The following is a 13191-nucleotide window of genomic DNA, read 5'->3' on the forward strand; positions in this document are numbered from 1 at the left end:
CGGCGCCTTCCTCGGTAGGATGTCCGGCCTTTCCGGCCTGCCCCCGCCCCGGGAAGGCGCTCTTGTTTGTATCGCCCGACCCAGCGCCATCGTTCGCGCCCACGACAGACAAGAATCGACGGAGCCAAACCAAGGAATTCACCGATGATTCTTATCATTTATGCGCACCCCTACCCCGACAAATCGCGGGTCAACCAGCAGATGCTCAAGCGAGCATCCAGCCATCCGGACGTGGTCATACGTTCGCTCTATGCGCTGTATCCCGACTTCGACATCGACGTCGAGGCGGAACAGCGTGCGGTGGAACAAGCAGAGCTGGTCGTCCTCCAGCACCCGATGTACTGGTACAGCTCTCCGCCCTTGCTGAAATTGTGGATCGATAAAGTCTTCACCCACGGCTGGGCCTATGGCAAAGGCGCCACGGTTCTCAAGGACAAGCGCCTGCTGTGGGCCGTGACCACCGGCGGCGATCAGGGACATTTCCAGATCGGCGACTACCCAGGTTTTGCCGCGTTGGCCCAACCCCTCCACGCCACGGCCATCTATTGCGGCATGCGCTGGCTGGAGCCGGTCGTCGTGCATGGCGCCTATGCCGCCGAAGCGGACGCCCAACACGCCCAAATCGAACACTATGCCGCTCGCCTGGCCGCCTGGAAGGAAGATTGAAGTGGAAACTCACAGCCTGATTGAAATGCTCATCTACCTGGCCTCGGCGACGCTGATCGTACCGATTGCCGTTCGATTCGGCCTGGGCCCGGTGTTGGGTTATCTACTGGCCGGATGCATCATCGGCCCGTGGGGGCTGAAGCTGATTACCGACGTCAAGGCCATCCTGGAGTTCGCTGAAATCGGCGTGGTGTTGATGCTGTTCATCATCGGCCTGGAGCTCGACCCCAAGCGACTCTGGGCCCTGCGCCGGATGGTGTTTGGTGGCGGTGCCCTGCAGATGCTCGCCTGTGGCGCTGCCATTGGGTTGTTCTGCACGGCCTTGGGCCTGAACTGGACGGCAGCGTTGCTGGTCGGCCTGACCCTGAGCCTGTCTTCCACGGCCATCGCCATGCAGGCCATGAGCGAACGCAACCTGACCGCCACCGCAGTCGGGCGCAGCAGCTTTGCCGTGCTGCTGTTCCAGGACATCGCGGCGATTCCGCTGGTGGCGATGATCCCGTTGTTGTCGGCCCACGGCAACACACCTTCGGGCACCGCGCTGCTGCTATCGATTGGCAAAATCGTCGCCGCCATCGCCATCGTCGTGCTGTTGGGGCGCTACCTGACCCGCCCGCTGCTGCGCTTCGCCGCACGCTCAGGCCTGCGGGAGATTTTCAGTGCCGTCGCGCTTTTTCTGGTGTTCGGCTTCGGCTTTCTGCTGGAGGAAGCCGGCCTGTCGATGGCCATGGGCGCGTTCCTCGCCGGGGTGCTGCTGGCCAGTTCCGAGTACCGACATGCCCTGGAAAGCGACATCGAGCCGTTCAAGGGCTTACTGTTGGGTCTGTTCTTCATCGGCGTCGGCATGTCGATCGACTTCGGCACCCTGGTCAACGCACCGCTGAAAGTCATCACCCTGACCCTGGGTTTCATCCTGATCAAGCTGCTGGTGATCAAGATGGCGGGCCGGTTCCTCAACGTCCCCGCTGGCCAGCGCTCCTGGCAGGCGGTGTTGCTGGGCCAGGGCAGCGAGTTCGCCTTCGTGGTGTTTGGCGCGGCGACCGTGGCCGGCATCTTGACCGATCAATGGGGCAAGAGCCTGACCCTGGCGGTGGCCTTGTCCATGTGCCTGACGCCCTTGCTGATCCTGCTGCTGGATCGCTTCGAGTCCGTCACCCGGAAAAACAAACGCGAATCCGACCTCGTCGACCAACAGAACCCGCGGGTGATCATCGCCGGGTTCGGCCGCTTCGGGCAGATCGCCGGACGCCTGTTGATGTCCTGCGGCGTCGAGGTGGTGGTATTGGATCACGACCCTGACAACATCGAGACGCTGCGCAAGTTCGGGGTGAAAGTCTTTTATGGCGATGCCACGCGCCTCGACTTGCTGCATGCGGCCGGCGCGGCCCAAGCGGTGGTGTTGATCAACGCGATCGACAATCAGGAAGACAACCTGACGCTGACCCGGCTGGCCCAGGAGCACTTCCCCGCGTTGCAACTGATCGTGCGGGCGCGGGACATGGGCCACCTCATCACCCTGCGGCAGATGGGCGTGGAGGCGGCCGAGCGGGAAACCTTCGAGAGCGCGCTGGCATTGGGTCGCAGTGCGCTGGAGCACATGGGGGTCGGGGCTTACGAAGCGCGTGAACGGGCGGATCAGTTCCGGCGGCTGAACCTCAAGATGCTGGAGGAGATCGTCGCCCAGCCGGAAGACGACCTCAAGTTCCGCCACGACGCCTACCGACGTGCCAATGCGCTGCTCACGGAAATGTTCAACGAAGACCGTGCCCACCCCGTCGACAGCTGGCCGGAACACCATCGCAACGAAACCGACAAGACGCCGGGTTGACCGGCGTCATACGCGCCCGAACTTGCGCCGGACATCGGCTGCAAGTTGGCGCTGGCGCTGACCCCCCGTTCAGCGCCGATGCTGGCGAGACGCTGGTCTTTCAGGCCACTAGACCAATGCATCCAGCTCAGCGAGCATCGGCGCTGGGATCTTCAGCTCACTCGCCGTGAGGTTTTCCCGCAGGTGCGCCAGGGACGATGTGCCGGGAATCAGCAGCAGGTTCGGCGCACGTTGCAGCAGCCACGCCAGGGCCACGCACAGCGGTGACGCCTGCAAGCGCGCCGCCACGCTGGAAAGGGTTTGCGACTGCAACGGTGTGAAGCCGCCCAAGGGGAAGAACGGCACGTAGGCGATGCCCTGCCGGCCCAGGTCGGCGATGAGGTGTTCGTCGTCGCGATGGGTCAGGTTGTAGTGGTTCTGCACGCACACCACCTTGGCAATGCCCTGGGCCTGCTTGACCTGCGTGGCCGTGACGTTGCTCAGGCCCAGGTGACGGATAAGGCCCTGGCTCTGCAACTGTGCCAGTGTCGTGAACGACTCTTCGATGGAGTCTTCCGTGGGCGAATGCAGATCGCCCCACACTCGCAGGTTGACCACGTCCAGGACCTCCACGCCCAGGTTGCGCAGATTGTCGTGGACCGCCCGGGTCAGCTCGGCGGGGCTGTGGGCCGGGTTCCAGGACGCATCGGCACCGCGCACGGCACCGACCTTGGTCACGATGACCAGGTCCTGGGCATAAGGGTGCAGCGCTTCGCGGATCAGTTGGTTGGTGACATGGGGCCCGTAGAAATCGGCGGTGTCGATGTGGTTGATCCCGCTCGCCAAGGCTTCGCGCAGCACGGCGATGGCGGCCGTCGGGTTTTTGGGCGGGCCGAAGACCTGGGGCCCCGCCAACTGCATCGCACCGTAGCCCATGCGATTGACCGTGCGATCGCCCAGTAAAAAGCTGCCTGCCTTGCTTGCAATGTTCATCTCGTCGCCCTCGGATCAATGTGAGTGGGCCGACTATAGGCGTTGACCATTCCCTTGATAATCAGGTGCAATCGGCACGGGCTGTACGGCGGAGAGAACAATGGCAACGGATATTCAAGATTTGCTGGCCTTTGTGGCCGTGGTCAATGGGAAGGGCTTTCGTGAAGGCGCCCGGGTGAGCGGCAAGTCCGCGTCGAGCCTCAGCGATGCCGTACGCCGAATGGAAAGCCGGCTCGGCGTGCGCCTGCTCAACCGCACCACCCGCAGCGTGGTACCGACCGAGGCCGGTGCCCGGTTGATGGAACGCATCGTCCCGGCCCTGGGCGAGGTCGAAGCGGCGATGGACGTGGTCAACGACTTTCGCGACCGTCCTTCGGGCACCCTCAGGCTGAACGTGCCGGTCAGCGCGGCCCGGCTGGTGTTGCCGGCGATCATCACGCCGTTCCTGAACAGCTATCCCGACATCCGCCTGGAAGTGATCACCGAAGAGAGCTTCGTCGACATGCTCGCGGCCGGCTGTGACGCGGGCATTCGCTACGACGAACGCCTTGAGCAGGACATGATCGCCATCCCCATCGGCCCCCGCTTCCAGCGCTTCGCCACGGCCGCCGCACCGGCGTACCTCGATGCCCGGGGCAGGCCGGAACATCCCAGGGACCTGTTGGAACACGCGTGCCTGCGGGGCAAGTTCCCCAGCGGCGCCATGCCGCTGTGGGAGTATGAGCGTGACGGCGAAACCATTAGCGTCGACCCGAGCGGCCCGTTGATCACGCGCATTGGCGGTGCGGTGGACCTGTCGGTGCAAGCCGCTGTAGACGGTCTGGGCATCGTCTACCTGTTCGAAGACTGGCTGCGACCGTACCTGGACAGCGGTGTCCTCGAACCAGTGCTCGAACCCTGGTGGCAACGCTTCACCGGGCCCTTCCTCTACTACCCCGGTCGCCGCTACCTGCCCTCGCCGCTGCGGGCGTTCGTGGACTTCATCAATGCGCAACGGTATGGGAACGAGCTTGCTCGCGATGGCGTCAGCACAGCCAACATCCTCGCAAGCTGATACACCGCTATCGCGAGCAAGCTCGCTCCCACAGGGGTTCGGCTGTGTAGCTGAAAATCCCGCCCCACCACAAATCCATTGTGGGAACGATGCCGCCGCTGACGCCTCTGCCGTTGCATCTGGTTTTGATTCGCAGCCCCGCGGCGGCGCAGTCCTATGCGGATAAAGGAATGCAGGAACGCCGCAGCAAGGGACGGTAAACTGCGGCGGTCCTTTTTCTTTTCCAGCATGAGGCTTTGCATGAGCAACCCAGACATCACGTTTATTCCAGATCCGGATGCGGACTCCATTTCCTCCGACGTCGCCGGTTTCGGTGGCCTGCTGATTTCCACGCAAATCCCCACCCACGCCGACGGCAGCCTGGAACTGGGTGACATCACCCGGCAGAGTGAATGCACACTGCAAGCCCTCAAGAACGCCCTGGAGGGCGCCGGCAGCTCAATGGACCGGGTCCTGCACCTGACCATCTACCTGACCGACATGGCTGACCGCGCCGCATTCAACGAGGTCTACAAACGTTTCTTCGCCAAGCCTTGGCCGGTGCGTGCGGCGGTGGGTGTGGCGGCGCTGGCGGTTGAAGGCATGAAAGTGGAAGTAACCGCGATGGCGGCGAAGGGCTGAACTGACCACGCTCCAACAGACACGACTCCTTTGTGGCGAGGGGATTTATCCCCGCTGGGCTGCGCAGCAGGCCCAGGTTCTTTGTTTCAACACAAACTCTTGGGGCGGCTTCGCCACACAGCGGGCCCAAGCTCGCTGCCACAAAAGCCGCTCGAACATGCCCCAAATGCGCGATTGCCACGCAAATCGTCATTTTCGCACCTAGCCCGCTCCCTGCACGGGGTCTAAAGTGCGCCGTTTTCCCTCTTCACGGCTTACTTATGAATCTCTGGTTCCGACTGTTGCTGATGCTGTTCCGCCGCCCGTGGCGCAAGCCGGCGGCGCCCTTGGGCACCACGGTGGTGCGCATGCGGGTATGGCCGCTGGACCTGGACCTCAATCGCCACGTCACCAACGGACGTTACTTCACGTTGGCCGATGTGGGACGCATGGATTACGTGCTGCGCAGCGGCGCCTACAAAGTGGCGTTGCGCAACCGGGCGGTGCCGATCGTGGGGGATGTCTGGGGCAAGTTCAGGCGGGAATTGAAACTGTTCGAGGCGTTCGAGGTGCACACCCGTCTGCTCGGCTGGGACGAAAAATGGACGTTCATGGAGCACCGTTTCATCAGCCAGGGACGTGTGGTCGGAGTGGTGATCATGCGCGGCCTGTTCCGCTCGGCCAAAGGCACGATTGCACCGGCTGAGTTCATCCGCGGGCTGGGCCTGGCCGAACAGTCGCCAGCCATACCCGACTGGCTGGTCGCCTGGTCGCAAAGCTGCGATAGCTTGAGCCTCGGGCTTCGCCTGGAGGAAGGTGAGCGCTGATCCGCGCCCGTAGGAGCTGCGTAGGAGCTGACGAGTGCAACGAGGCTGCGATCTTTCCCCAGACACTTGAATCTCAAGCGTAAAGAACAAAAGATCGCAGGCTTCGCCAGCTCCTACAATCTCAAGCGAAAGAACAAAAGATCAGGCTTCGCCAGCGCCTACAGAAGCCCAGCGGGAGCAGCTCCCTCGCCACAGGGGGTCGGTGGGCAATCGCTGAACAAATCCCCGCCTATACTTCTCTGCCAATCCCCCCTGGGGCCTGCACTTCCAACAATAAAAAGCAGAGGTGGAACATGGTCTGGCAACAAGTCTACGATCCCTTCGGTAATGCGGTGCTGTCCACGCTCCTGGCGGCGGTTCCGGTGGTGGTGATGTTGGCGTCCCTGGCGTTCTTTCATGTCAAGGCACACCTGGCGGCCTTGCTGGCCCTGGCCTCGGCCTTGCTGATCGCGATTTTCGCCTTCGGCATGCCCGCTGGCATGGCCGGTTCGGCGGCGCTTTATGGCGCGGCCAACGGCCTGCTGCCCATCGGCTGGATCGTGCTCAACATCATTTTCCTGCACCGGCTGACCACCGAGAACGGTTCGTTCAAGGTCCTGCAGGACTCCCTCGCGCGCATCACCGACGACCGGCGCCTGCAACTGCTGTTGATCGCCTTTTGCTTCGGCGCGTTTTTTGAGGGCGCGGCGGGCTTCGGCACACCGGTGGCGGTGACCGGGGCGATCCTGATCGGGCTGGGTTTTTCCCCCTTGGCCGCCTCGGGTCTGGCGCTGATCGCCAACACCGCGCCCGTGGCCTTCGGCGCCCTGGGCACGCCCATCATCACCTTGGCCAAAGTCACCGGGCTGGATGAAATGGAGCTGTCGATGATGGTCGGTCGGCAGTTGCCGTTTTTCTCGGTGCTGGTGCCGTTCTGGTTGATCTGGGCTTTCGCCGGCTGGCGCAAGATGCTGGAAGTCTGGCCGGCGATCCTGGTGGCCGGGGTCAGCTTCGCCATCCCGCAGTTCCTGGTGTCGAACTACCACGGGCCGATGCTGGTGGACGTCATCGCCGCGCTGATTTCCATGGCCTGCCTCACCGGTTTCCTCAAGGTCTGGAAGCCGGCCACGGTGCACACCTCCGCCGCGCTGTCCGGGCGGGTCGACAACTCGAAGATCGACGCCAGCGAGGATGAAAAACCCACCGCCAGCGCGGCGTTTTCCAGCGACACCCGCCCCGCCGTGGGACGGGCCTGGATGCCGTGGATCATCCTCACGGTGTTCGTGTTCGCCTGGGGCACCCAGGGCTTCAAGAACCTGTTCGACACCCGTCCGGCGCTGGACCCGCAGACCCAATCAGCCAAGCTTGACCCCCAAGGCAAGCCGATGCGCGAGGCCAATCCGATCTTCTCGCCCCTGGTGACCTTCGGCACCATTCACCAGCAGATCGAAAAAGTCCCGCCCGTGGTGCCCCAGCCTAAAACCGAGGAAGCGGTCTACAAGTTCAACTGGTTCACCGCCACGGGCAGCGGCATCTTCCTGGCCGCGATTCTCGGTGGCTTGCTGATGGGCTATTCCATTCCGCAACTGCTGCACCACTACCTGCGAACGCTCTGGGTGGTGCGCTACTCGCTGATCACCATTGTGGCGATGTTGGCCCTGGGGTTCCTCACGCGGTATTCGGGCCTGGATGCGACCATGGGCCTGGCCTTCGCCGCCACGGGCATTTTCTACCCCATGTTCGGCACCCTGCTGGGCTGGCTCGGCGTGGCGCTGACCGGCTCGGACACCGCCTCCAACGTGTTGTTCGGCGGCTTGCAACGGGTCACGTCCGAGCAATTGGGCATCAGCCCGGTGTTGATGGCCGCGGCCAACAGTTCCGGTGGGGTGATGGGCAAGATGGTCGACGCGCAGTCGATCGTGGTCGCCTCCACCGCGACCCGTTGGTACGGTCACGAAGGCGAAATCCTGCGCTACGTGTTTTTCCACTCGGTGGTGCTGGCGATTCTGGTGGGCGGGCTGGTGACGTTGCAGGCGTATGTGGCGCCGTTCACGCATATGGTGGTGGGAGGACAGTGACAGAGGATCGGGCATGATTGATCGTTCCCACGCTCCCGCGTGGGAATGCATCCACTGACGCTCTGCGTCACGCTTAACGGAACGCGGAGCGTCCCGGGCGGCATTCCCACGCGGAGCGTGGGAACGATCAAAACAACGGTGTTACTGAACGCTTTTCAGCTTGACCACGTCACCGGACACCGAGGTGGTGTAGCCGGTCAGGACCCAGGCCCAGAACCAGTTTTCCTGGACTTGGGTGTTGATCATGGCGTCGCCGCCCTTGGCCTTGATCGCCGCGGTCTGTGCGCGTACGAAACGGTTGTTCTGGCGGATCGGGATCAGGCCGAACAGCAGCAGGCCGGTGGCCTTGGCTTCACTGTGGCCGACAACGGTGTATTGGCTGCTGTCGTATTGCTGGGTTTTCATCGGGGTGCCGGTGCAACCCGCCAGGGCCAGGCCCAACAGTGTGCAGGCGACAACTTTGCTGATGTGATTCATTTGACGCTCCATGGGAAGACGCCCGGGATCCGTCTCTCGGGCGGCGCGTACTCTAACCGATCAGCAATAAATTGACACACCCTAATCCGCCCAATTCAGTGCCTGAAAGGCTCGCCGCAGAGCCATCCGTCAGGTACGCCTCCAGCGAAACAGGCCCTTGTCGATAACATGAAAACTGCGCCACGGAAGGCAGTTTCTGTCTTGACGGCCGCCAGGTAGCGGCCGGTCCCGTTGGAGGGTTTTATCATGATTGACCTGACTGTCTGGAACATTACCCTGCCGGTGCAAACGCCGGCGCAGGTCGTGGCGACCAAAGCCATGCCGACCCTGAAAAACAAGTATTTCGACAATAACGGCCAGCGGATCGTCTTCTGGGCGCCGGTCACCGGTTCCCATACCGGTAAAAGCGAGTACCCGCGCTCCGAGCTGCGGGAAACCGGCAAGGACGGCAAGCTGCGCAACTGGCGCTATAACAGCGGCACCAATACCCTCAAGGGCACCCTGGCGGTGAACCAGGTGCCTTCCGAAGGCCGGGTGGTGGTGGCGCAGATCCACGCCAAGGATGCCCCCACGCCGTTGTTGAAACTGGTGTACCGCTACACCAAGGGCACCGGCAATATCGACGTGGAATACCGGGTCAAGCCCAAGGACAAGAAAAGCCCGGTGATCTACACCGTGCCAAACGTGCCGCTGAACAAGGCCTTCTCCTATTCGCTGCAGATGGACAAGCAAGGCAAGCTCTCGGTGCTGATCGGCAACAGTGGCAAACAGGTGAAACTGGACCCGTCCTGGTACGGCTATAACTTCTATTTCAAGGCCGGTGTCTACACCTTGGACAACAAGGGTTATTCCAACGAAGGCGGGAAAGTGACCTACACCAAACTGGACGTCAGCCACAAATGACTGACGCCCAGCCCTGCTTCAAGCCTTTGACGGCGCAACAAGCGCCTGCTGGCCACGGAAGGTAAACAGGAAGCAGACCCATACCAGCAGCGCAAAACCGGCCGGGAACAGCCAGATGCTCTGCCAGTCATGACCGCCCGCCACGACAAAGTGATCGGTCACCTGCCCCGCCACCCAGAAGCCGATCAGCATCCCCACACCATAGGTCGCCAGGGTAATCAGGCCCTGGGCCGAGCTGCGAAAGCGCTCCGGTGCCTTGGCGTCGGTGTAGATCTGCCCCGAGACAAAAAAGAAGTCGTAGCAGATGCCGTGCAAGGCAATGCCGGTGAACAGCATGAACGCCAGGTCGCCGTTATTGCCGTAGGCGAACAACACGTAGCGCAGCGCCCACGCCAACATGCCCACCAACAATGCCAGCTTGATGCCGAAGCGCTGGATGAACAGCGGCAACAGCAGCATGAACAACACCTCCGAGACCTGCCCGATGGCCATTTTCGCCGTTGGGTTGGTCATCCCGGTTTCAGCCAGGAACGGGTTGGCATTCTGGTAATAGAACGCCAGGGGAATGCAGATCAGGATCGAGGCGATGAAGAACACCAGGTAGCTGCGATCCTTCAACAGACCCAACGCGTCCAGCCCCAGCAGTTGCTTGACGCCGCCCACGCTGGCCTGTTCCTTGAGCGGCGCCGTGGCCGGTAGCGTGAAGCTGTAGAGCCCCAGGACCAGGGACGCGATGGCCGCCATCAGGAACGTATTGCGCAAGCCGCCTGCCGCGATCGCTTCGCGCGAATCCCAGGCGAACACGAAGCTGATCACCACGCCCGCGACGATCCAGCCAATCGTGCCCCACACCCGGATGCGGGAGAACTCCAGCGCCGGATCGCGCATCTGCCGGAAGGCCACGGAATTGACCAGGGCCAGCGTCGGCATGTAGACCACCATGTACACCAGCACGTACGGGTAGAACACGCTGAAATCCGCCGCCGAATACAGCTGATACAGCAACACCGCGCCGAGCAGGTGCAACACCGCCAGGATCCGTTCGGCGTTGAAGAAACGGTCGGCGATCAGGCCGATGACGAACGGCGCAATGATCGCCCCCCACGATTGCGTGGAGAACGCCATGCCGATCTGCCCCCCGCTGGCGCCCAGCGTGCTGGACAGGAAGGTGCCGAGGGTGACGAACCAGCCACCCCAGATAAAGAACTGCAGGAACATCATCACGCTGAGGCGTGCATTCATCGTGGTCATGAGCGTCACCGTTTTATTGTTGTTCTTGTGAAAATGGAGTTTTGCAGAGCTCCTGTGGCGAGGGGATTTATCCCCGCTAGGCTGCGAAGCAGCCCCAAAAAACAGTCGACTCAATCAACCTGGGCGAACCGGGATGCCAGGGTTTAGGACTCCTTCGCAGCCCAACGGGGATAAATCCCCTCGCCACAGGGTTATCTCATCGGCATTGGGGGCAAGCCCAACAACCGCCGGTTGGAATCCTCATCCGCCGTGACGCTGGCGAAATCGTCGAACGCCTTACGGGTCTTGCTGATCATGTGCCGCTGGATGAACGCCGCCCCTTCTGCGGCGCCCTGTTGTGAATCCTTCAAGCAACATTCCCACTCCAGGACCGCCCACCCGCTGAAATCGTATTGGGTCAGCTTGCTGAAGATCGATTTGAAATCGATCTGGCCATCCCCCAGGGAACGGAACCGCCCGGGACGATCGACCCAGCCCTGGTAGCCGCCGTACACCCCCGAACGGGCATCGGGGCGGAACTCGGCGTCCTTGACGTGGAACATGCGGATATGTGCGTGATATCGGTCGATGAAGCCCAAGTAGTCCATCTGTTGCAGCAGCAGATGACTGGGGTCGTAGAGAATCGCCGCCCGTGGGTGATGATCGACCGCCTCCAGGAAACGTTCGAACGAGGCGCCGTCGTGGAGGTCTTCGCCGGGGTGGATCTCGTAGCACAGGTCCACCCCCGCCGCGTCGAAACAATCGAGAATCGGCAACCAGCGTCGGGCCAGTTCGGCGAACCCCTGCTCCACCAGGCCCGCCGGCCGCTGCGGCCAGGGGTAGAGATACGGCCACAGCAGCGCGCCGGAAAACGTCGCATGGGCCTTGAGACCCAGCCGCTGGCTGGCGCGGGCGGCCAGCTTGAGTTGCTCGATCGCCCACTCGGTCCGCGCCTGGGGCTGGCCACGCAAATGGGCCGGGGCGAAGTCATCGAACAGCGCGTCGAACGCCGGGTGCACCGCCACCAACTGGCCTTGCAGGTGCGTCGATAACTCGCTGATCTCGACACCGGCCTGGGCACAGGTGGCCTTGAGCTCATCGCAATAGACCTGGCTCTCGGCGGCCCGGGCCAGGTCAATGTATTGCGTGCCCGATGTCGGCAGTTGAATGGCCTTGTAGCCTTGTGAAGCGGCCCACTGGGCGATGTTGGCCAGGGTGTCGAACGGGGCTTCGGCGGACATGAACTGCGCCAGGAAAATGCCCGGGCCGCGCAGGCCGCTGGGTGTCTTGTCGAGGGTATTCACAACAGGGATGCTCCGGTTTGCACGGTGGTCCATTTCGCGTCGCCACGGTGATTGAGGATGGCGGCCTCGATGAACGCCATGCCACGCAAGCCGATCTCGATGCCCGGTACGCCCGGGGCGTCGGGGCCTTCGACATGGCTGCGAATGGCGTGGGCGAAATCGCCGTAGAGGTTGGCCATGGCTTCCAGGTAGCCCTCGGGATGCCCGGCCGGCAGACGCATGCGCCGCGTGGCCGCCGCGCACAGCCACGGCTGGCCGAGACCGCTACGCAGGGTGCGCAAAGGCTGGTCGAAGGCGCGATGGATCAGGCTTGCCGGCTCTTCCTGGCGCCATTCCAAGGCGCCCTTGTCGCCGTAGACGCGAAGCTTCAGCGGGTTCTCTTCGCCGGTGCAGACCTGGCTTGCGATCAACACACCGCTGGCGCCACCCGCCATCTTGAACAACATCGCCGCATCGTCATCCAGTTGCCGCCCCGGAATGTGCGTGCCCAACGCCGCGCATAGTTGCTGGATCGGTTGGTCCGCGACGAACTCGGCCAGGGAAAACGCATGGGTACCAATGTCGCCGATGCAACCGCCCAGGCCGGACTGGCCGGGGTCGTCGCGCCATTCGGCCTGCTTATTGCCCTGGGCGGCGACATCCTGGCTGAGCCAGCCTTGGGGGTACTCGACCAGCACTTTGCGCACCTGGCCGATCACGCCCGAGCGCACCATGTCCCGGGCCTGCCACACCATGGGATAGCCCAGGTAGGTGTGGGCCAGGCCATAGAGGCAACGGCTGCCCTGCAGCACCTCGCGCAGGGCCAGCAATTGCTTGAGGTCCAGTGCGGCGGGCTTCTCGCTGAACACATGGAAACCGGCTTTCAAGGCCTGGCTGGCGATGGGTGCATGAAGATGATTGGGGGTGACGATGACCAGCAATTCCATGCGCTGGTCAAGCGGCAGCAGCGCTTCGGTGTCGAGCATTTGCTGCCAGTCGTGATAACAACGGGACGCGGCCAGGCCCAGGGCCGTACCCGTCTGCCGAGTGTTGTGCGGGTTGCGGCTGAACGCGCCGCACACCAGTTCGAAACCGCCGTCCAGGCCCGCGGCCTGACGGTGAGCCTGGCCGATGAAAGCGCCCTCTCCACCGCCGACGAAGCCCATTCTTATTTTCGGTGCTACAGGATTCATCGCGATTCTCTTTCTGTCAGGATGACGATGTAACCGGTTACATCATGGCGGAAATCTAGGCTCAGTTTCCCCGCGTGTCAAACCCAACGGGTTCACCGTTG

At 62.7% G+C, this 13191-nt stretch carries 12 protein-coding genes; 7 read left to right on the forward strand and 5 right to left on the reverse strand.

The features are described 5' to 3' along the window. Nucleotides 1–144 precede the first annotated feature (144 nt). A complete protein-coding gene (kefF, locus tag BM317_RS13135; RefSeq protein WP_092167207.1) occupies nucleotides 145–666 on the forward strand; it encodes a glutathione-regulated potassium-efflux system oxidoreductase KefF in 522 nt (173 codons plus the stop codon). A 1-nt stretch (nucleotide 667) separates the two neighbouring features. Then, the gene (kefC, locus tag BM317_RS13140; protein ID WP_092474519.1) at nucleotides 668–2494 is read left to right on the forward strand and encodes a glutathione-regulated potassium-efflux system protein KefC; all 1827 of its coding nucleotides are present in this window, start codon (nucleotides 668–670) and stop codon (nucleotides 2492–2494) included. Between the two features lie 108 nt (nucleotides 2495–2602). Here the strand turns inward: kefC and BM317_RS13145 are convergent, their stop codons facing one another. Next, nucleotides 2603–3466, reverse strand: coding sequence for an aldo/keto reductase family oxidoreductase (locus tag BM317_RS13145; protein ID WP_092167203.1), 864 nt, complete (start codon nucleotides 3464–3466; stop codon nucleotides 2603–2605). A gap of 100 nt (nucleotides 3467–3566) precedes the next feature. Between BM317_RS13145 and BM317_RS13150 the strand changes: the two genes are divergently transcribed. The 4 genes from BM317_RS13150 (at nucleotide 3567) to BM317_RS13165 (ending at nucleotide 8004) form a co-directional block, all read left to right on the forward strand. After that, nucleotides 3567–4520, forward strand: coding sequence for a LysR family transcriptional regulator (locus BM317_RS13150; protein WP_092167200.1), 954 nt, complete (start codon nucleotides 3567–3569; stop codon nucleotides 4518–4520). Nucleotides 4521–4760: 240 nt separating this feature from the next. Next, a complete protein-coding gene (locus BM317_RS13155) occupies nucleotides 4761–5141 on the forward strand; it encodes a RidA family protein (protein ID WP_092167198.1) in 381 nt (126 codons plus the stop codon). Between the two features lie 260 nt (nucleotides 5142–5401). Further along, nucleotides 5402–5947 carry a thioesterase family protein gene (locus BM317_RS13160; protein ID WP_092474521.1) on the forward strand — a complete coding sequence of 182 codons (546 nt, stop codon included), beginning with the start codon at nucleotides 5402–5404 and terminating at the stop codon, nucleotides 5945–5947. Between the two features lie 293 nt (nucleotides 5948–6240). Next, nucleotides 6241–8004: an L-lactate permease gene (locus tag BM317_RS13165; RefSeq protein ID WP_092474523.1), complete on the forward strand. Its 1764-nt coding sequence runs from the start codon at nucleotides 6241–6243 to the stop codon at nucleotides 8002–8004. Between the two features lie 141 nt (nucleotides 8005–8145). On the opposite strand, the gene BM317_RS13170 is transcribed toward BM317_RS13165, so the two are convergent. Beyond that, nucleotides 8146–8481 carry a hypothetical protein gene (locus BM317_RS13170; protein ID WP_072406748.1) on the reverse strand — a complete coding sequence of 112 codons (336 nt, stop codon included), beginning with the start codon at nucleotides 8479–8481 and terminating at the stop codon, nucleotides 8146–8148. A gap of 246 nt (nucleotides 8482–8727) precedes the next feature. On the opposite strand from BM317_RS13170, the gene BM317_RS13175 reads away from it, so the two are divergent. Then, nucleotides 8728–9384 carry a polysaccharide lyase family 7 protein gene (locus tag BM317_RS13175; protein ID WP_092167191.1) on the forward strand — a complete coding sequence of 219 codons (657 nt, stop codon included), beginning with the start codon at nucleotides 8728–8730 and terminating at the stop codon, nucleotides 9382–9384. An 18-nt stretch (nucleotides 9385–9402) separates the two neighbouring features. Here BM317_RS13175 and BM317_RS13180 read toward each other — a convergent pair whose 3' ends face one another. The 3 genes from BM317_RS13180 to BM317_RS13190 form a co-directional block, all read right to left on the reverse strand. Next, entirely contained in the window at nucleotides 9403–10635 is a 1233-nt protein-coding gene (locus tag BM317_RS13180; RefSeq protein WP_092167188.1) for a nucleoside permease, read from the reverse strand. 191 nt (nucleotides 10636–10826) lie between these two features. Next, nucleotides 10827–11918: a sugar phosphate isomerase/epimerase family protein gene (locus BM317_RS13185; RefSeq protein WP_256574141.1), complete on the reverse strand. Its 1092-nt coding sequence runs from the start codon at nucleotides 11916–11918 to the stop codon at nucleotides 10827–10829. After that, on the reverse strand, nucleotides 11915–13090 hold the full coding sequence (locus BM317_RS13190) for a Gfo/Idh/MocA family protein (protein WP_092474526.1): 1176 nt from the start codon (nucleotides 13088–13090) through the stop codon (nucleotides 11915–11917). Before BM317_RS13190 ends, BM317_RS13185 begins: the two co-directional genes overlap by 4 nt. Nucleotides 13091–13191: the final 101 nt, after the last annotated feature.

This window comes from Pseudomonas sp. NFACC24-1, from assembly GCF_900115235.1.
GTDB classification, from domain to species: Bacteria; Pseudomonadota; Gammaproteobacteria; order Pseudomonadales; family Pseudomonadaceae; genus Aquipseudomonas; species Aquipseudomonas fluorescens_AA.

Coding starts and splice junctions, on each gene's coding strand:
- kefF (WP_092167207.1), top strand. CDS start 145: ATGATTCTTATCATTTATGCGCACCCCTACCCCGACAAATCGCGGGTC.
- BM317_RS13145 (WP_092167203.1), bottom strand. CDS start 3,466: ATGAACATTGCAAGCAAGGCAGGCAGCTTTTTACTGGGCGATCGCACG.
- BM317_RS13150 (WP_092167200.1), top strand. CDS start 3,567: ATGGCAACGGATATTCAAGATTTGCTGGCCTTTGTGGCCGTGGTCAAT.
- BM317_RS13155 (WP_092167198.1), top strand. CDS start 4,761: ATGAGCAACCCAGACATCACGTTTATTCCAGATCCGGATGCGGACTCC.
- BM317_RS13160 (WP_092474521.1), top strand. CDS start 5,402: ATGAATCTCTGGTTCCGACTGTTGCTGATGCTGTTCCGCCGCCCGTGG.
- BM317_RS13165 (WP_092474523.1), top strand. CDS start 6,241: ATGGTCTGGCAACAAGTCTACGATCCCTTCGGTAATGCGGTGCTGTCC.
- BM317_RS13170 (WP_072406748.1), bottom strand. CDS start 8,481: ATGAATCACATCAGCAAAGTTGTCGCCTGCACACTGTTGGGCCTGGCC.
- BM317_RS13175 (WP_092167191.1), top strand. CDS start 8,728: ATGATTGACCTGACTGTCTGGAACATTACCCTGCCGGTGCAAACGCCG.
- BM317_RS13180 (WP_092167188.1), bottom strand. CDS start 10,635: ATGACCACGATGAATGCACGCCTCAGCGTGATGATGTTCCTGCAGTTC.
- BM317_RS13190 (WP_092474526.1), bottom strand. CDS start 13,090: ATGAATCCTGTAGCACCGAAAATAAGAATGGGCTTCGTCGGCGGTGGA.